This is a genomic window from Pandoraea anapnoica, assembly GCF_902459765.1.
Taxonomy (GTDB): Bacteria; Pseudomonadota; Gammaproteobacteria; order Burkholderiales; family Burkholderiaceae; genus Pandoraea; species Pandoraea anapnoica.
In genome coordinates, this window is record NZ_CABPSP010000015.1 from 126,046 (window position 1) to 144,297 (window position 18,252).

17 protein-coding genes and 1 tRNA gene are annotated in these 18,252 nt (G+C 62.7%); 10 read left to right on the forward strand and 8 right to left on the reverse strand.

All coding sequences use genetic code 11. The features are described 5' to 3' along the window. Positions 1 to 10: 10 nt before the first annotated feature. On the forward strand, positions 11 to 274 hold the full coding sequence (locus PAN31117_RS22140) for a hypothetical protein (RefSeq protein ID WP_150740110.1): 264 nt from the start codon (positions 11 to 13) through the stop codon (positions 272 to 274). Then, positions 271 to 474 (forward strand): hypothetical protein, encoded by a 204-nt coding sequence (locus PAN31117_RS22145; protein WP_150740111.1) that lies wholly within the window; start codon positions 271 to 273, stop codon positions 472 to 474. The genes PAN31117_RS22140 and PAN31117_RS22145 overlap by 4 nt, the downstream gene beginning before the upstream one ends. A gap of 87 nt (positions 475 to 561) precedes the next feature. Here the strand turns inward: PAN31117_RS22145 and PAN31117_RS22150 are convergent, their stop codons facing one another. Beyond that, positions 562 to 1,467 (reverse strand): LysR substrate-binding domain-containing protein, encoded by a 906-nt coding sequence (locus tag PAN31117_RS22150; RefSeq protein ID WP_150740112.1) that lies wholly within the window; start codon positions 1,465 to 1,467, stop codon positions 562 to 564. 135 nt (positions 1,468 to 1,602) lie between these two features. Here PAN31117_RS22150 and PAN31117_RS22155 point away from each other — a divergent pair, with 135 nt between their 5' ends. The 3 genes from PAN31117_RS22155 to PAN31117_RS22165 all read left to right on the forward strand — a co-directional run bounded on the left by PAN31117_RS22155 (position 1,603) and on the right by PAN31117_RS22165 (position 4,324). Then, the gene (locus PAN31117_RS22155) at positions 1,603 to 2,886 is read left to right on the forward strand and encodes an aspartate carbamoyltransferase (RefSeq protein WP_039402605.1); all 1,284 of its coding nucleotides are present in this window, start codon (positions 1,603 to 1,605) and stop codon (positions 2,884 to 2,886) included. A gap of 159 nt (positions 2,887 to 3,045) precedes the next feature. Further along, the gene (locus tag PAN31117_RS22160) at positions 3,046 to 4,059 is read left to right on the forward strand and encodes a class 1 fructose-bisphosphatase (RefSeq protein ID WP_039397012.1); all 1,014 of its coding nucleotides are present in this window, start codon (positions 3,046 to 3,048) and stop codon (positions 4,057 to 4,059) included. A gap of 189 nt (positions 4,060 to 4,248) precedes the next feature. Then, positions 4,249 to 4,324, forward strand: a tRNA-Thr gene (locus PAN31117_RS22165). Positions 4,325 to 4,477: 153 nt separating this feature from the next. Here the strand turns inward: PAN31117_RS22165 and PAN31117_RS22170 are convergent. Continuing rightward, positions 4,478 to 5,137, reverse strand: a complete 660-nt coding sequence (locus tag PAN31117_RS22170; RefSeq protein WP_150740113.1) for a DUF1415 domain-containing protein — start codon at positions 5,135 to 5,137, stop codon at positions 4,478 to 4,480. Between the two features lie 158 nt (positions 5,138 to 5,295). On the opposite strand from PAN31117_RS22170, the gene PAN31117_RS22175 reads away from it, so the two are divergent. The 3 genes from PAN31117_RS22175 to PAN31117_RS22185 all read left to right on the forward strand — a co-directional run bounded on the left by PAN31117_RS22175 (position 5,296) and on the right by PAN31117_RS22185 (position 9,666). Further along, positions 5,296 to 6,483: an ankyrin repeat domain-containing protein gene (locus tag PAN31117_RS22175; protein WP_150740114.1), complete on the forward strand. Its 1,188-nt coding sequence runs from the start codon at positions 5,296 to 5,298 to the stop codon at positions 6,481 to 6,483. A 71-nt stretch (positions 6,484 to 6,554) separates the two neighbouring features. Next, the gene (locus PAN31117_RS22180) at positions 6,555 to 8,246 is read left to right on the forward strand and encodes an ankyrin repeat domain-containing protein (RefSeq protein ID WP_150740115.1); all 1,692 of its coding nucleotides are present in this window, start codon (positions 6,555 to 6,557) and stop codon (positions 8,244 to 8,246) included. Positions 8,247 to 8,463: 217 nt separating this feature from the next. Beyond that, the gene (locus PAN31117_RS22185) at positions 8,464 to 9,666 is read left to right on the forward strand and encodes a globin domain-containing protein (protein WP_150740116.1); all 1,203 of its coding nucleotides are present in this window, start codon (positions 8,464 to 8,466) and stop codon (positions 9,664 to 9,666) included. Between the two features lie 106 nt (positions 9,667 to 9,772). On the opposite strand, the gene PAN31117_RS22190 is transcribed toward PAN31117_RS22185, so the two are convergent. From PAN31117_RS22190 to PAN31117_RS22215, 6 genes are all read right to left on the reverse strand, one after another. Continuing rightward, positions 9,773 to 10,600 carry a phosphodiesterase gene (locus tag PAN31117_RS22190; protein WP_150740117.1) on the reverse strand — a complete coding sequence of 276 codons (828 nt, stop codon included), beginning with the start codon at positions 10,598 to 10,600 and terminating at the stop codon, positions 9,773 to 9,775. Positions 10,601 to 10,607: 7 nt separating this feature from the next. Continuing rightward, entirely contained in the window at positions 10,608 to 11,651 is a 1,044-nt protein-coding gene (locus PAN31117_RS22195) for an ABC transporter ATP-binding protein (protein WP_150740118.1), read from the reverse strand. A 14-nt stretch (positions 11,652 to 11,665) separates the two neighbouring features. After that, on the reverse strand, positions 11,666 to 12,469 hold the full coding sequence (locus PAN31117_RS22200) for an ABC transporter permease (RefSeq protein WP_150740119.1): 804 nt from the start codon (positions 12,467 to 12,469) through the stop codon (positions 11,666 to 11,668). Between the two features lie 5 nt (positions 12,470 to 12,474). Continuing rightward, positions 12,475 to 13,299: an ABC transporter permease gene (locus tag PAN31117_RS22205; RefSeq protein ID WP_039397005.1), complete on the reverse strand. Its 825-nt coding sequence runs from the start codon at positions 13,297 to 13,299 to the stop codon at positions 12,475 to 12,477. A 56-nt stretch (positions 13,300 to 13,355) separates the two neighbouring features. After that, positions 13,356 to 14,369, reverse strand: coding sequence for an extracellular solute-binding protein (locus PAN31117_RS22210; protein WP_150577048.1), 1,014 nt, complete (start codon positions 14,367 to 14,369; stop codon positions 13,356 to 13,358). A gap of 219 nt (positions 14,370 to 14,588) precedes the next feature. After that, entirely contained in the window at positions 14,589 to 15,641 is a 1,053-nt protein-coding gene (locus PAN31117_RS22215) for a LacI family DNA-binding transcriptional regulator (protein ID WP_150740120.1), read from the reverse strand. 299 nt (positions 15,642 to 15,940) lie between these two features. Between PAN31117_RS22215 and PAN31117_RS22220 the strand changes: the two genes are divergently transcribed. Together PAN31117_RS22220 and PAN31117_RS22225 are read left to right on the forward strand one after the other, a co-directional pair. Then, positions 15,941 to 16,507 carry an SRPBCC family protein gene (locus tag PAN31117_RS22220; RefSeq protein ID WP_150740121.1) on the forward strand — a complete coding sequence of 189 codons (567 nt, stop codon included), beginning with the start codon at positions 15,941 to 15,943 and terminating at the stop codon, positions 16,505 to 16,507. 232 nt (positions 16,508 to 16,739) lie between these two features. After that, the gene (locus PAN31117_RS22225; protein ID WP_150740122.1) at positions 16,740 to 18,212 is read left to right on the forward strand and encodes a 2-hydroxymuconic semialdehyde dehydrogenase; all 1,473 of its coding nucleotides are present in this window, start codon (positions 16,740 to 16,742) and stop codon (positions 18,210 to 18,212) included. Positions 18,213 to 18,252 lie beyond the last annotated feature (40 nt).

Consider the following 18,252-nt stretch of genomic DNA (forward strand, 5'->3'; position numbering starts at 1 on the left):
AGCCGATGCAATGGCATTCAATAACATTGGGCCGCTAACATTCCTGAACCCGAACCAGGCAGCATATTGGTGGTACGTGAGGAATGGCGGCGAAGATTTAGGCACGCAATTTGCCAGCGCCGACGTCAAAACGCCGAATAGTGGGGGAATCCATCGCGCCGACAACCAGCGCAAAGAAAAGGATAACAACGGTCACACAACGTACTACGTGACCATTACTAACCTTGGGCCGGGCGGCGCCTGGCATAACCTGCAAGGTGGGGGGATGGTATGAAAATGATCGTCATTGTCAACAAGCAAGGGGAGCTTGTCGCCGCGCAGCAAGGTGACGGCACGAGACGCGGTCAGGGCGCGGGCATCGTCGCCGGCCCCGATCAGCAGGCCCACGTTATCGACGTTCCCGAAGAAGTGTTGAAACTGAGCGATCCGCAGGCGTTCTCTGCGCGAATCGGTTCGATGGTGCCTCGCACCTAAATCGGCAACTTAACGGCAATCCCGTCGCTTCTTGATCGGTCAATGTTTCATGAGGCGGCGGGCCAGCCGACCTGCGGCGGCGTCGGCTCATGCCTTCTGCGCAAGAAAATTCAATAACGTTGCGGCCGCTGCGTTCAGACGGTCCTGTTCGAGGAAGACCAGCCATAGCTGACGATGCGCCCACTCGTCCGTGAGCGGGCGCACCACAACATCCAGCTTGCCGACGTACAACTGTCCCACCTGCTCGGGGGCAATGGCGATGCCGAGTCCGGCGTGCGCCATGCGGCACAGCGCGTCGAGACTGGAGACGCGGATCTTGATACGCAACGACTCGCCCGCCGCACTCGCCTGCTGACGCAGCATCTGCGTGAGCGCGCTGTTGCCCTGAAGCCCCACCAGCGTCTCGCCGACACACGCGGAAAACGGAATCTCGCCGGTACGCGCCGCAAGCGGGTGCCCCGCGGGCAAAATCACGGCGAGTCGGTCGCGGCGGTACGGCACCATCGTGAACGCTTCGATACCCTCGACGGCGTTGCAGATGCCGACGTCCACCGCACGCTCGGCCACGCGTTGCAGCACTTCGTTGCTGTGCTGTTCGTCGAGTTCGACATCCACGGCGGAAAAGACACGCCCGAACGCCGCCAGATCCTCCGGCAGGAACTGCACGATGGCCGACAGATTGGCCGCAATGCGCACGCTGCCGCGCGCGCCCTCGTGGAATTGGGACAGCTCTGCGCCCAGCGATTCGATCGTGCCTAGAATACGTTCAGCGTAACGGCGTACCGTCTCGCCCACCGGCGTAACGGTGATGCCGCGCTGGTGACGCTGGATGAGCGGGAGCCCCACGATGGCTTCGATGTCGGCAATGCGACGGCTGATCGCCGAAGGCGCGATGAATTCGCGCTCGGCGGCGCGCGCCATGCTCCGCTCCTGGCAGACGGCCACGAAAAGACGCAAAGAAGTGAGGTCAAGCTTGCGGAGAAGGTTTTCCATACCCGTACGGCAAAACACCGGAAATGCCGGAAACGCCCGGCTGGCGCGGCCCCGCGAGGGGCACGTCTTTTGCTGGACAAACAACGAATCGACGCCTATTATACGCATCGCGTACACATTCCTGCCGACCCGACCATGAGTGCACAGCAGACTTTCCTGCGCGACGCGATGCGTCGCCTGAACATGACCCGCGACACCTTCGCCGAGCGCATCGGCGTTCGTCGGCGCGCCCTCGACACCTGGCTGCTGCCCGAAGATTCCAGCGAATATCGCACGATGCCGAGCATCGTGGAGAAATTCGTCGGCGAAATTCTAGGTCGCGAGGCGCCGTCTGCGGAATCTACGCAAAGCGCACACAAGCCGCTGCGCGAACGCATGGGCCTCGACGGCAAGCCGCATCTGATCTCCGTCGACCAGTTCTCGCGCGATTCGCTGGAAGAATTGTTCCACGTTGCCGACATCATGCAACCGATCGCGCGCCGCCAGAAGATCTCGCGCGTGCTCGAAGGCGCGGTACTCGGCAATCTGTTCTTCGAAGCCAGCACCCGCACCCGCGTGAGCTTCGGCTCCGCCTTCTGCCGCCTCGGCGGCTCGGTGTGCGACACGACCGGCTTCACGTTCTCCTCGATGGCCAAGGGCGAATCGATCTACGACACGAGCCGTGTCATGAGCGGTTATGTCGACGCGCTTGTCGTGCGTCACCCGGAAAAGGGCTCGGTCGCCGAATTCGCGCGCGCCACGAACATCCCCGTCATCAACGGCGGCGACGGCCCGGGCGAACACCCGAGTCAGGCCATTCTCGATCTGTACACCATCGGCCGCGAGTTCTCGCGTCTGGGCAAGCTGGTCGACGGCGCGCACGTGGCGATGGTCGGCGACCTGCGCTACGGCCGCACGGTGCACTCACTCATCAAGCTGCTCGCGCTGTATCGCGGCCTGAAGTTCACGCTGATCTCGCCGCCGTCGCTGGAAATGCCGACGTACATTCTCGACCAGATCTCGCAGAACGGCCACGTCATCGTGCAGAGCAATTCGCTCGCCGATCTGGCCGGTGCGGACGTGGTCTACGCGACGCGCATCCAGAAGGAGCGCTTTGCCGACGAGGCCATCGAAGGCTACACGCCGGATTTCCAGATCAACGAAGCGCTGATCAACCAGTATTGCGATAGCCGCACGATCATCATGCACCCGCTGCCGCGCGACAGCCGCCCGGGCGCCAACGATCTGTCGACGGACCTGAATCACGATCCGCGTCTGGCCATCTTCCGTCAGACGGACAACGGCATTCCGGTGCGCATGGCGATCTTCGCGATCCTGCTCGGCGTAGACAAGCAAGTGCAGCACAGCATGCGCGACGCCGCCTGGCGCTCGCCGTCGCACATCGGTCCGGACGACGCGCTGTTCGACGGTCTCGACTGATTTCGCACGCCACGAACGCATCGGAGAAATCCGAATCGTTCGTCGGACGATGCCGATACTGCACTGCCCCCAAGGATTTTTCGCGGGGGCAGTGTCGCTTTACGAGTAAAATTGCGGGCATCTCGATATGTACGCTTTTTCGCTTTTCCGGAGGCCCACATGCGGCGCAAGACCCTTACCCAATATCTGATCGAACAGCAGCGGGAATTCAACAACATTCCCGCCGAGCTTCGTCTGCTGATCGAAGTCGTCGCACGTGCGTGCAAGTCCATCAGCCACGCTGTGTCCAAGGGCGCGCTCGGTGGTGTACTGGGCAGCGCGGGTAGCGAGAATGTTCAGGGCGAAGTTCAGAAGAAGCTCGACGTGATTTCCAACGAGATCATGCTCGAAGCGAACGAATGGGGCGGTCATCTGGCGGCGATGGCCTCGGAAGAGATGGAAGACGTCTTCCACATTCCGAACCGCTATCCGCAGGGCGAATACCTGCTGATGTTCGACCCGCTCGACGGTTCGTCGAACATCGACGTCAACGTGTCGATCGGCACGATCTTCTCTGTGCTGCGTTGCCCCGAAGGCGTGACGGATCCGACCGAGAAGGACTTCCTGCAACCGGGCACGCAGCAAGTGGCGGCCGGTTATGCGGTGTACGGTCCGCAGACGGTGCTGGTGCTCACGACGGGTCATGGCGTGAACTGCTTCACGCTCGATCGCGAGATGGGTTCTTGGGTGCTGACGCAGGAAGGCATGCGCATTCCGGAAGACACCAAGGAATTCGCGATCAACATGTCGAACGAGCGTCACTGGTATCCGCCGGTGCAGCGTTACATCGGCGAGTTGCTGCAAGGCAAGGAAGGCGTGCGCGGCAAGGACTTCAATATGCGCTGGATCGCGTCGATGGTGGCGGACGTGCATCGCATTCTGACGCGCGGCGGTGTGTTCATGTATCCGGCAGACAAGCGCGATCCGGACAAGCCGGGCAAGCTGCGCATCATGTACGAAGCGAACCCGATGAGCTTCCTCGTCGAGCAGGCAGGCGGCGCGGCCACGAACGGCACGCAGCGCATTCTCGACATTCAGCCGCAGAAGCTGCATGAGCGTGTTGCAGTGTTCCTCGGCTCGAAGAACGAAGTCGAACGTGTGACCGGTTATCACCACGAAGCCGACAAGAAGTAAGCGATGTGAAGACGCGATTTCGTCGTCGCGAAGGCGATGCAATGTCGTGAAATTTTTTCGCGATGACGGAAGCGCAGGATTTCTGAAATTTCAATGATTTACGCGTGACTGACGCAGTCACAGCAAAAAATCTTCGAAAAAAGTAGTGACAAATCCATAAAGTCTGCTAATATCTCACTTCTTCGCAGCGCCGGAGTAGCTCAGTCGGTAGAGCAGCTCATTCGTAATGAGAAGGTCGGGGGTTCGATTCCTCTCTCCGGCACCAGCGACTTACTCAGTCCCTGGTGATGCAAGCAAGACGAAGTACTCAGCAGTCAACAGAAAAGCCGCCCGATTATGTCGCGCGGCTTTTTTGTTTTTCAGCGTTCTCCGATGCCGGGGAGAGGCATCGAATCCTCCCCCTCTGCGCAGCCCCTCATCACCTTCCGGCGTTACCTTCGTCATCATCGATGGCATTGTCGTTCGCGCCATCCTCGTCTTCGGCGGGTTGCGCCATCCACTCGTGGTAACCCGCGACCCCCATCTTGCGCATCAGCGCTTCATTACGTTCGTAAATCGTTTCCGCTTCCGGGAACGCTTCCACCGCGCGGTCGATGCTCGCCTCGCGCAGCAAATGCAGCATTGGATACGGCGAACGGTTCGTGAAATTCTCGGCGTCGTCGGGATCCGTACCTTCGAACTGATAGTCCGGATGGAAACTCGCGATCTGTAGTTCGCCTTCGAGCTGCAACTGCTTGAGCATGCGCTCGGCAAAGAACAGTGCGTCGTTGTACTCGTGGAAGTCGAGCAACGCGTCCGGCACGATTAGCAGCGTCGTATCGACCGCTTGCGGGTCGACCTGCGCCAGCCACTGCAATTCCTTCTCCAGATCGAGCAGCACGCCCTCCATATCGCGCGCGGCGCTCACGGCATACCGGATCTGATCCTTGACGTGTACCGCCTTCGCGAACGGGCAAAGGTTCAGGCCGATTACGGCGCGCGTGAGCCAGTGGCGCGTCGCCGCAATCACGGCCTCGTTGTCCTGTCGCTGCAACGGGTTCGTGGAGGATGCGGCGTCTGGAATGTTTTTCTCCGTCATACAAAAGCGTGGCGATGATTCATGAATACCGCATTGTAGTGCGGCATTCGCCTCGCGTCGGCATGTCCGTCTTGGAGAACCTCACGGGACATATGCCAAAACCCGCGCCCGGCGCGTGCGCGACCATGTGGCTTCTCCACGCCACGCGCCCAACGACCATGCCCGGTACCCCGCCCATCACCACTCGTGCGCACAGCACGTACACCCACGGCACCAGCGACAGCATCGCCGCTTCCCGCCCGCAGCCAGAGGTACGGCATTTGTCCGCCACGTCGTTGGTCGACCTGCTCGACGTGCGACGCGGCTCGCTATATCGCACACAGGACATCTGGAACACGCTCGTCGACCCGCTGAGTTGTGCCGGGCGCGAGTTGCGCGGCGCCTGCAAAGCCGCATCGCCAAACGGCCCCCTGTTTCTCGAAATGGTGACGTTGCTGACCATGCCCGAATCGGAGCGCACGATAGATCGGCTCACAGACGCAGGCGTCTTCCTCATTCCAGCGCGTGCTGGATATCTGCGTCCCGAAGACGCCGCCCTGCTACGCAGCAACGAAGGACTGCTCCTCTGGCTGCAATACGCCGCGCCACCGACGGCTTACCTCAAGATGTTCGACGGCTCCGACATCTTCGGTGCAACGTCCATGCACGACCGGGCGCGTATTGCCAAGATTCTGCGGATTCTCCTGGCTTGCGGACGAGACCGCACGGCCGCCACGCCGTCGAATCCGTCCGACCTCGCCCCCGTCAATCCGCTCTCTCATCTGTGCAGTCAGGTCGCGCCGCACTGGTTGCGCCGCGTGCTCGAACTTGGCGGCTGCCCACATCAAATGAGCCAGCGGGGTGTGCCGCTGATTGTAAGCGCCATGCGTGCCGAAGCGATCCGGCTGCACAACGCCGGGCAAGACTTCATGCGCGCGCATACCTCGCTTCGGCAACTCGCCGAACTGCTCAAACGGCACGGCGCCGATCTGACGCAAGCGAGCGGGCGCGGCGTGCCCGCCGTCGCCCTGCTCGCGTTTCACGGGCTGTGCGGTGCGGCCGAAGCGCTGCTGATCAGCGGTGCCAGTCCCAACGCGGCCGACCGGCAAGGAAACACTCTCATGCATCACCTGGCTCAGGTATTGCACATGCGCGAGTCCCCAACGCATACCGAAAACGCCAAGCTCGCGCATTACGCCCTGATCCTCAGCCTGCGCCACGGCGGCAATCTGGACGTGCCGAACGCGGCGGGACATACGGCCCGCTCATTGTTGCCTGAACCAACAGCGCTCGGCCCGCAAGTCGACGACGCATTACTCACGACCGCCCGCACGACCGCGCTCCGCCGCATCAGACCCCTTAGCTGACCCGCTCACCCGCCATGCCCATATCCTCAGTCACCCCCCAGTCAATGTCTCCAGCGACGCATCTCGGTTCCGTGAACGACAGTGTTGCCTTACCGGACCGCATCACGCTCGAAGCACTTCTGCGCGCGCGACGCGAAGTGCGTTGTACATCGCGCGAAGTGTGGGACATCTTGATGAGCCCTACGACGGCCGCGGGCCGTGAACTTCACGACAGTTGTTCGTTGGCACGACCGGACAATCCCAAAGGGCTCGTCTTCTCGATGGCCACGCTGTTTTGCACACCGGTGCAGCACCGAACCCTGAGCGATCTCGAAAATGCCGGTGTTTTCGTTAACCGATCAGCGCGCGACGACCTCGAACCGGATGACGCAGATCTGCTGCTAAGCGACATGGGCCTGCAACTCTGGCTTCGGTACGCAGCGGCGCCGTCCGCCTACCCCACGGTGTTCGTTGACGCACTCATGGCTCACGAATTCCCCACACTCCCGTCTCCGACCGTTTCCAACGCGTTACGCGTGCTGATTGCGTGCGGTCGCGACAAGACCAACAACGTCCCGGTGTGCGAGGTCTCGGGAGACGTTAACCTGCCCCTGTCGCACTTGTGCGGTCACGTTGCCGTGGAATGGTTGCCGTCGCTATTGGACCTCGGTGCAGACGTTAATCAGGCTACAGCGAACGGCGTGCCGCTCATCGCCACGGCGATGGCCGCCGAAGCCGAGCGTCTGCATCTGAACGGTCGTGACCTGCTGGTGGCACACGATTCGCTCTTTCGTCTGGGAAAGATGCTCCTGTCGCACGGTGCCGATCTCACACAACCGGCGCTCACGGGTTCGACGCCCGTCATGCTGCTGGCATTCAACGGCTACTGCGCGGCGGCTGACGTTCTGCTCTCGCTAGGTGCTGCCTGCAACACGGCGAAAATCGGCCGTGAAGGCAACACGCTCATGCATCAGCTCGCGGCCACCACACGGTTGCGGCCCTACTCGTTCTCTGCCTATTTCCTGTTTATCCTCGCCCTGCGTTACGGCGGCGATCCTGATCGCACCAACGACGCGGGCGTCACCCCTGTCTCGCTCTTGCCGGACAGTCTCGTGAGTTACCTACGTTTGACGCAGAAGATGGTGAAGCAGGCACGCGAGCGCGCCCTGCACGTCATTGCCAACCCAGACACGATATCCGGCAACGAGACGACGGACAACGTGCCCGCCGCCAGCGCCGCCATGATGCGCGAAGCGAAGCGGCTGTGCGATGCCGGTCAAGATCCCTTGCTGCCGCACGAGACGCTGTTTGCGTTCGCGGCTTTGCTGCAACAGCGCGGCATGGATCTGACCCAGCAGCATGCAGACGGCACGCCGCCGGTGATCTGGCTGGCGTCACTAGGTTTTTGCGGTGCAGCCGAGGTTCTGCTCGCCATTCATCCCGACTGCAACGCGCCCATGTACGAAGGCAACTCGATCATGCACTTCCTTGCTGCGACGACACACCTTCCGCGCGACGCCATCTACGCCGACTACATGCTCAACACCGCGCTGCGCTACGGCGGCGATCCGACCCGCCCTAACAACGCGGGCAACACGGCGCTCACCGCGCTTTCGTCCGAGCGGGTTCGCTTCGTGCGTGCAGGCTTCTTCTTCATCGATCAGACACGCAAGCGCGCTGTGCAAATCGTCGAGCGCCGCCGTGCCCCTCGCTTGCGAGTACACCCACCCTCCCAGCAAGATGCACCGGCCGATCCGTTGCGACATTCCGCCGCAGCCCTATAACATGCATTTAATTTGCATCTTATAATCACTCCGCCGGCTCCCTGAAAGTTGATGTCAAGTTGTTCGAGTTGTCCGTGAAATGAGCCCCGGGGACCGGCGACCGAATTCCGCACCGTGGACGCCCAGAGCGTGAGCGTCCACGGCGTCGATGAAACAGCCACAAGTGCGATTAAAAAGATGCATTTAATTTGCATCTTATAAATTCAGGAGTCTTGCCATGCTTTCCGCCGCATCCCGCCCCTACATCGACGCAAGCGTTCCGGTCTTGCGCGAACACGGTCTTGCGATCACGCGCCATTTCTACGCGAGCATGTTCGAAGCGCATCCTGAGCTGCGCAATCTCTTCAACATGGGCAATCAGGCAAGCGGCGCGCAGCAGCAATCGCTCGCCTCCGCCGTCTTCGCATACGCTGCGAACATCGACAATGCAGCGGCCCTCGCCCCCGTGCTTGAGCGCATCGTGCACAAGCACGTCTCTGTCGGCATTACGCCGGCGCACTACCCGATCGTCGGACGTTATCTGCTCGCCGCCATCAAGGCCGTGCTGGGCGACGCCGCGACGCCCGAGCTTATCGCCGCCTGGGATGAAGCCTACTGGCTACTCGCTGGCGAACTGATCGCGGCCGAAGCGCGACTGTCCGAGCAATCGCGTGCGCCTCTGGGCGCACTGCGCGAGCTGGTCGTGGCCGACGTCGACCGCGAGACCGAACACGTCGTGTCGTACTACCTGCGCACGCCGGAAGGCGGCTCGCCGGGCGAGTTCGCACCTGGGCAGTACGTGAGCGTCGCCGTCACGCTGCCGGACGGCCTGCAGCAGCGTCGCCAATACAGCCTCTCGGACGCCCCAGAAGCGCCGCACTGGCGCATCACCGTCAAGCGCGAAGAGGCCAATGCGTCGAAGCCCGAGGGGAGGGTCTCGAATTGGTTGCACGCGAACGTCAAGGCGGGCGATCGCATTCTGGTCGGTCCGGCCTACGGCGAGTTCACGCTGCCGCAAGACTCCGCCCGTCCGCTCGTGCTGCTCAGCGCCGGTGTGGGGATCACGCCGATGATGTCGATGGTCGCAGCGCTGGCCGCTAAGGGCTCGCGTCGCGAAGTGCTGTTCGCCCACGCCGGTCGCAACGGCTCGCACGTGGCGCTGCGCCGTCATCTGGCATTCGCGAAGACGCAGTTGCCGAATCTGCGCACCGTCACGTTCTTTGAGGCGCCGTTGAGCACGGACCGCGAAGACGTCGATTACACACATGCCGGACGCATGGACCTCTCGCGTCTCTCGCTGCCTGCCGACGCCGATTACCTGATGTGCGGCCCGTCAGCCTTCATGCAGACGCAATGGCGCACCCTGCGCGACGCCGGTGTGTCCGCAGGACGCATGCGTCGCGAAGTGTTCGGGCCGGACGCGCTGGATCATTTGCTGTAATCCTTTGCAGACATCCACAGCACCCGCAACGCAAAAAGGCTCCCGAGGGAGCCTTTTTGCGTGATGACCTGTCGACGCGACATCGCTGCCTGCCGTCGTACCCTGCTCAGTCGATCAATTTACCCGCCGCGTCATAGAACGGATGCGCGCCCCCCGCGTCGTCCACGAACGCGAGATGCGAGACGAGTCCCGTCTGCGGCGTGAATCGATGCAACTGGAACGACGGCGGATCCAGCACCCACGCCGACGGACCTCCCTCACGCAGATCGAGCGCGACCTGATGCGCAGGCGACGGGCAAACGCTCGCTATGGTGCCCGCGAAGCGCGTGTGAATCGGACGATGCACGTGACCGCAAATCACACGCTCCACGTTGTCGAAGCGACGCACGATAGCGGCCAGCTTCGCCGCATCGGCAGCGTCGAGCGACTGAATGTCCATATGCTCGATGCCGCACGCGAACGGCGGATGGTGCATGGCGACGACCGTCGGCGTTTGCGTATCGCTGGCGAGTGTCGCTTCGAGCCATTGAAGACGCTCGTCGCACAACTTCCCGCCGCCATTGGGCGGATCCTGCGTATCGAGTGCCACAAGTCGCAGCGGCCCGAACATCGCCGTGTATTGCACGAAGTCGCCCTGTTTGCCGAGATACGTGTGTTCGGGGAACACCTCGCGCAGCGCGTCGCGTCCGTCGTGATTACCGATAACGAGGTAGTACGGGATTTCCAGAGGCGTGAGCAAACGACGCAGATGTTCGTATTCCTCGCGCGCGCCGAAGTCGACGAGATCGCCCGTCAGCACGACGAAGTCGGGACGCGGCGTAAGCGTATTGAGACGTGCCACGCAACGCTCAAGATAAGCGGCAGTATCGACGCGGCGATAAGCCAGCTTGCCAGGGCGTTTGATGTGAAGGTCGCTGATTTGCGCGAACAGCATGAGCGGTTTATCCGTGAAGCGAAAAAACATGGGCGGCGGGCAGCGACAGGCCCACCTTATCGCCGACGCGGCACTCGCGACGGCTGGAAACTTCGACGAGCACCGCACCGGCCGTGGACACGCCACTGAGCGTCAGACGCGTGCGGTCGCCGAGGAACTGCACCTCTTCGATCTGACCGGTCAGCGGAGCATCGCCAGCGGGCACGACGATGGCGTCCTCGGGGCGGAAGTACAACTCCTGTACATCGGCACGCACGTTCGGGCATTCGACGCGACCGCCTTCCAGATGGAAGTGTCCGTCACGCCACACGCCGGACAGACGATTGAGCGTGCCGACGAAGTTCGCCACGTGACGCGACGCGGGCTGGTAATAGATGTCGCGCGGCGCACCGATCTGCTCGATGCGACCGGCGCTCATCACCACGATGCGGTCGCCGAGCGCCATCGCTTCGTCCTGATCGTGCGTGACGTACACCGTCGTCACCCCAAGCCCACGCAGCAGACGGTCCATGTCCGCGCGTACCGTCTCGCGCAGCTTGGCGTCGAGGGCGGTGAGCGGTTCGTCGAGCAGCAGCACACGCGGCTCCGGTGCGAGCGCACGCGCCAGTGCGACACGCTGCTTCTGGCCGCCGGAGAGCTGTGCGATCGCGCGGTCTGCGTAGGGCGTGAGATGCACCAGATCGAGCAACTCGTCCACACGCTTGTCGATCTGCGCCGAGGGCAGACCGCGCAACTTGAGGCCGTACGCCACATTGCCGCGTACGGTGAAGTTCGGGAACAGGGCGTAATTCTGAAAGACCATGCCGACACGGCGCTTCTCGATGGGCAGGCGCGTCACGTCTTCGTCGCCAAAGCGAACGCGTCCACCGGCATCGGGGCGCTCAAGCCCGGCGATCATGCGCAGGGTCGTGGTTTTACCGCATCCCGACGGGCCGAGCAGCACCAGCGTCTCGCCTGCACCGATCGTCAGATCGAGCGGCTGCAGGACGGTGTTGCCGTGAAATGTCTTGGCACAGCGTTCGAGATGAATGGGGATGGAAGTCAGTTTCATCGTCATTTCCGTAATCAGGTGCGCCCGCGAGAATTGCGAACTTTTGCCCGTTGGGCCGTCATCTGCATGACGATGAGCAGCGGCACGATCAGCACGAAGAACACCGCCGTGTACGCGCTGCCAATCTCCAGACGCAGCGACGCGTAGGCGTCGGCCAGCCCCACCGGGAGGGTCTTGGTGTCGGGCGTGTGCAGCATCCACGTGAGGTTGAATTCGCCGAGCGAGAGCGTCAAGACGATTAGCGCCGCCGCCACGATTTCGCCGCGGATGTTAGGCAGCACCACCGTCATGAAACGTCGCAGGAAGCTCGCGCCGAGACTGGCCGCGCCCTCTTCCATCATCTTGATGCGCGAGTCGGCGCAGGCCGCCGCCACCGCACGCACCATGAACGGCAGCGTGAAGATCACATGCCCCACGACGATGAACGCCAGACTTTCGCGAAAGCCGCGCATGCCGCCATACACGCTGATGAGGGCCAGCGCACTCGCCAGTCCCGGCAGCGCGATGGGTAACGTCAGCAGTTCTTCGATCCAGCGTGCGAAACGGCTCTGCCAGCGGGCGAGCACGTAACCGGCAGGCACGCCGAGCAGCGCGACCAGCACCAGCGTGGCGGCACCGACGTACAGCGAATTCAGAATCGCGTCGTTATAGTCCTGCCAGACCTGAATCACCCACTTGAACGTGAGGCCAGCCGACGGACCACGGAAATAGTTCACCGACAGGCCGGCGAGAATCGACATCCCCACCGGTATCAGCAAGAACGCGCACATCAGCAGCGTGAGTAGCAGTTGCAGCGTAAAAAGAGTTTTCTTGAGCATGCGGATCAACCTCCGGCGGCGACAGCCTGCCCAGTGAAATTGCGGGCGAGCATCAGCACCGCCCACGTGACGATGCCGAGAATCACCGAGAGGGCCGCCGCCGTCGCCACATTGGCGTTAAGCGTGAACTCGGTGTAGATGGTCATCGGCAGCACGTCGATGTCGGTGGCGAGCGTAAAGGCCGTGCCGAACGCGCCGACCGAGGTCGCGAAGCACATCGCACCCGAGGCGATCAGCGCCGGTGCGAGCGCGGGCAGCGTCACGTCTCGGGCAATCGCGAAGGGCCCTGCGCCTAGCGACGACGCCGCTTCCGTGAGCGAATGATCGAGCGATTCCGCGGCGGCCATCACGGCCAGAATCACACGCGGAATCGAGAAGTACAGATAGCCGAGAAACAGACCGGTGAGTGAGTACGCGAACACGACCTTGTGGCCGATGAGTTTCGACGTCAGATCGCCGATCAGCCCCTGACGCCCCGCCAGCATGATGACCATGAAACCGACCACCACGCCGGGGAACGCCAGCGGCAGGGTCAACATCGACACGAGTGCCGATTTGCCCGGAAAGTCATGACGGGTGAGGAAGAGGCCCGCCACAAGCGACAACGCCAGAGTAGCCAGTGTGACAAGGGCCGACAGCACCACGGTTTGCCACAGGCTATCGAGATAACGCGCATTGGTGAGAATGGCGCGATAGGTCTCGAACGCGTGACCGTCGCCGCTTACCTGCACAAGTGCGGCCATCGGCAAAAGCCAGAACGCCAGAAAAACCGCCAGTGCCGGTAGCAGAAGTGCCACGCGCCAGCCGCGCGGCAGAGTCAGGTCACGCATCGCTTGCTTTGCTCCTCTTCCTCGTTGGACATTACCGTGCGTTCAGTCGCGAGGACTTAGCGCACGTTCTTCAGATACTGCTGACCGAACGCGTCCTGCTGTGCGGCGAGCTTTTGCAGATCGACCGGCTTCACGCGTGCATAGTCGGAAGCGGGCAGGAACTTCGCGGCGACGTCGGCAGGCATGGTGCTGGCGCGAACCGGGCGCAAGAACGCTTGCGCCCAGTGGGCTTGGCCCTTGTCCGACAGCGTGTAGTCGATCACCTTCTTGCCGTTGTCGGCGTGCGGCGCGTTCTTCACGAGCGCGATCACGTACGGCAGCGACACCGAACCTTCCATCGGAATCACGAACTGCACGTTGGCGCGGTCCTTGTAGATGGCGCGGTAAGCGTTGAAGTCGAAGTCGATCAGAATGGGGATTTCACCCGAGAGCACACGGGCGTACGCCGTTTGCTTAGGCACGATCGGCGCGTTGGCCTTGAGCTTCTGGAAGAAGCCGATGGCCGGGCCGAAGTTGTCCATCGAACCGCCGAGCGCCTGGTTGGCGGCAATCGCCGCCGCGTAGCCTGCGAAGGCGCTGCTCGGGTCCAGATAGCCCACCATGCCCTTGTATTCCGGCTTGAGCAGGTCGGCCCACGAACGCGGCACCGGCTTGCCTTCCAGGGCGTCGCGGTTCACGAAGAAGCCGACCGTGCCCGAATGGATCGTCGTCCACATGCCGTTCGGATCCTTCAGGTTGGCAGGTACCTGATCCCAGTTTGCAGGCTTGTACGGCGCGAGCAGACCCTTCTTCGCCGCTTCGATAGCCGACGTGATCCCCAGATAGACGATGTCGGCGACCGGGGCCTTTTGTTCGGCGATCAACTGAGCGACCGCTTGTCCCGAGTTCTTATTGTCCAGCGGCACGCGAATGCCGGTGTCTTGTGCAATCGACTTGACCTGACCGGCCCAGTCCGCCCATTCCGGCGGGCAGTTGTAGCAGATCGCCGTCTGCTGAGCATGCGCGGCGCCAGCGCCGAGCAAGGTGAACAACGCCAGCGTGCGAGCGGCGCGGGTGATCCAAAGCTTCATTTCTGGGCTCCTGAAAGTCTGAGCGTTGGCGGCACGCGTGTGCCGCCGCAGGTTACGTTTCTACCGTGTGGTACAGGCCTTACGGCCGGATGCCTGATTGCCTCGGCCAATGCCGCACTCTCTTGATGGAGTCGGTCGTCGGCCACTTTCTTGCTTGCTAGTACTGGGGTCCTACGTACTGCAGTGCTGCGATTGCTTCGAAACCGGTGGTGCGCGTCGTCATGCTTGTTTGGTGGGCGGGGCCGACACTGTGCCGCCCCGGCGAATTTCGTGGGGCAGGATGAGGGCGTGGCTGAGCGACGAGTCGTGCGACGCCGTCACACCGGTAGCCCCTAAGCGTCCGTCGATCTGGGCAAGCAGACGCTGCGCCGCATGACGGCCGATCTCCACGCTAGGCTGCACCACAGTCGCAAGCGTCGGCGAGAGCAGTTCACCCACGGCGAGGCCGTCGAAGCCAAGGACGGAGATGTCGTCCGGCACACGCAGACCGGCTTCGCGCAGCGCGCGCATGACACCGAGCGCGAGCAGATCGTTCGAGCAGAACAGCGCCGTGGGACGTGCACCGTCGCGCTCGCGCTGCGCCAGCCATTCGCGCACCCGCTCGCCGCGTGCCCCGCTGTTGAAGTCGATTTCGAATGCGGGCAACGGCGTGAGACCGGCGGCCTGCATGGCGTCCCCATAACCGAGATAACGACGCTTGGCGCGGTCGGACGCATGCAGCGCTCCCGTCACCATCACGATGTCGCGATGTCCGGCTTCGATGAGCATGTTCACGCCCTGTGCGGCCGCCGCGCGGTTGTCCACGGACACGCACGGTCGCTCGGGGGCATCGTTATAAACGAGCTGGCACGCAACGCCCTCAGCCGCGAGGTCGTCGACGAGCGCACTGTGTTCTGCGTCGGCGAGCGTCATCAGCAAGCCGTCGACCCGTTGTTGCAGCAGGGTTTCGATAGCATTGCGCTCGCGCTCCGGATCGTATTGGGTGGTCACGAGCAGCAGACGGCGGCCCGTGCCGTCGATGGCGGCTTCGATGCCTTCGAGGCAATCGGCGAAGACCGGGTTGCCGAGCGTGGGCAGCATCACACCGATCAGGCCGGTGCGCTCGCCACGCAGTTGGCGGCCCAGCGCGTTGGGACGAAATTTGAGTTCGGCGGCGGCCGCCTGCACTCTGGCGAGCGTCTCGGGACGCACCAGTTGCGGCGAATTCAGCGCGCGCGACACCGTCGCGATCGAACAGCCTGCTCGCTGCGCCACATCCCGAATATCAGCCACACCCCGCTCCTTAAATCTGGACCGTCGAATTTTGAAGTTGACGGATTTTACGCAAATGTAAACGTTTACGAAAACGTTTTCACTCCGGGATTCTATGGAGACAATTTGACGGATTCATGACAGTCCGGGAAGCCTCATGGATGCTGGATCGGCGCATTGGCCACTCCGAAGTGGCTATTTACGGCTATCGAAACGGGCCTCCCGACGCTCTCCGGGATGCCGCCTATACTGAAAATCCCCCCTCTCGACGGGGGGCATCACGGCATGAGGACACCCTCCACCCACGACCGGGAACGGCCATGAACGACTATCACTTCCTCACCTTGTGGCGGCTCACCGCGCCGCTGAATGAAGTCTGGGATACGCTACGGGATGTCGACCACTGGGCCCGCTGGTGGCCCTGTGTGCGGGAGGTGCGCACGCTCGATCCGGGCGACGCCGACGGCATCGGCGCCGTGCGTACACTGACGTGGCATGGGGCATTGCCCTATTCGCTGACCTTCGAAACCCGCATCACGCACATCGACCCGATGCGTGAGGTGCGCAGCGTCGCCACGGGCGAGGCCGAAGGCACGGGCGTCTGGCGCTTCGAGACTGAGGGCTCGATTACCGTGGTGCGCTATGCGTGGGACGTCCACACGCGGCGTGAGTGGATGAACAAGCTCGCGCCGTTGGCCCGACCGCTCTTCCGCTGGAACCACAATTACGTGATGCGGCGTGGCGGCGAGGGGCTTGCCGCCGTACTCAACGCCCATCTGGTCGAATGTCTGGACACCGACTTGCCGCCAGCCGCCCTCGGCAAGGAACGCGATCCGCGCGAACTGCGGGAAGCGCGGGCGCGTGTGAGTCACGATTCGCATCGTTGACGAGCGGGAGATTGCGTTCCCGCGCCCTCCTCCAGAAGACGTCCCGGAAGTCCCACCAGCGCTTTCTTTTCATCTATTCCATTAAGGAATAGACGCCACGATAGATTTCATTATTTTTTATATCGACGGTTGCCTAGACTTGTGAGCATCCGGCGGTTGTGCCGTGGCGCTGCGTTGCATGGCGTCACCGGCGACCTGCCGCCCCGCAAAACAATCCGCTCCAGGAGACCTCGTGAGCCTTGCGAATGCGCCGCTGCTGCGGCATTACGTGGATGGTGCGTTCGTCGCCACCGATCGCCAGTTCGATAACGTCAGCCCGGTAGACGGCCACCTCGTCGCGAAAGTGTGCGAAGCCGATGCCACTACCGTCGACCGCGCTGTAAGCGCCGCCCGTCGCGCCCTGCACGATGGCCCGTGGGGCAAGACCACGCCCACCGAGCGCGCGGCCGTGCTGCACCGTATCGCCGACGGCATTCAGGCGCGTTTCGACGAGTTCGTTGCCGCCGAAGTGGCCGACACCGGCCGCCCGGAGGAACAGGCCCGCACGCTCGATATCGCGCGCGGCATCGCCAACTTCCGCATGTTTGCGGACCTCATCAAGACCGCTGGTAGCGAAGTCTACGAAATGCGCGCAGCCGACGGCGGCGACGTGATGAACTACATCACGCGTAAGCCGCTCGGCGTGATCGGCATCATCTCTCCGTGGAATCTGCCGCTGCTGCTCTTCACGTGGAAGGTCGCGCCGGCCCTGGCGATGGGCAACTGCGTCGTTGCGAAGCCCTCGGAAGAAACGCCTTCGTCCGCCACGCTACTTGCCGAAGTCATGGACGCCGCCGGTGTGCCGCCCGGCGTCTTCAACCTCGTGCACGGCTTCGGTCCCAACTCGGCCGGTGAATTTCTGACGAAGCACCCGGACGTCTCCGCCATCACCTTCACCGGTGAATCGCGCACCGGCAGCGCCATCATGAAAGCGGTGGCCGACGGTGTGAAGGAAATCTCGTTCGAACTGGGCGGCAAGAACGCCGCCGTAGTCTTCGCCGACGCCGACTTCGACAAAGCGGTCGACGGTGTGGTGCGTTCGTCCTTCACCAACGCCGGTCAGGTCTGCCTGTGCTCGGAACGCGTCTATGTCGAGCGCCCGATCTTCGATCGCTTCGTCGCCGCCCTCGCCGAGCGCGCCGCCGCGCTGCGTATCGATGCGCCCAACGCAGAAGGCGTTCAGATGGGGCCGCTCGTTTCCCGCAAGCATCGCGAGAAGGTACTCTCGTACTATCAACTGGCCGTCGAAGAAGGTGCGACGGTGGTCACCGGAGGCGGTGTGCCGACCTTTGGCGACGCTCGCGACGAAGGGGCTTTCGTGCAGCCGACGGTCTGGACGGGACTCCCCGACACGGCCCGCTGCGTTCGCGAAGAGATCTTCGGCCCGGTGTGCCACGTCGCCCCGTTCGATAGCGAGGACGAAGTCATCCGCCGCGTGAACGACAGCGACTACGGCCTGGCCGGGTGCGTTTGGACGACGAACCTGTCACGCGCGCACCGGGTGGCGCGTCAGTTCCAGACGGGCCTCGTGTGGGTCAATACGTGGTTCCTGCGCGATCTGCGCACGCCGTTCGGCGGCGTAAAGCTCTCGGGCCTCGGTCGCGAAGGCGGACGTCACTCGCTCGATTTTTATTCCGAAATCACCAACATCTGCATCAAGCTATAAACAACGCGGTACGTCAGAGCCATGTAGGGAGGCGACGGTG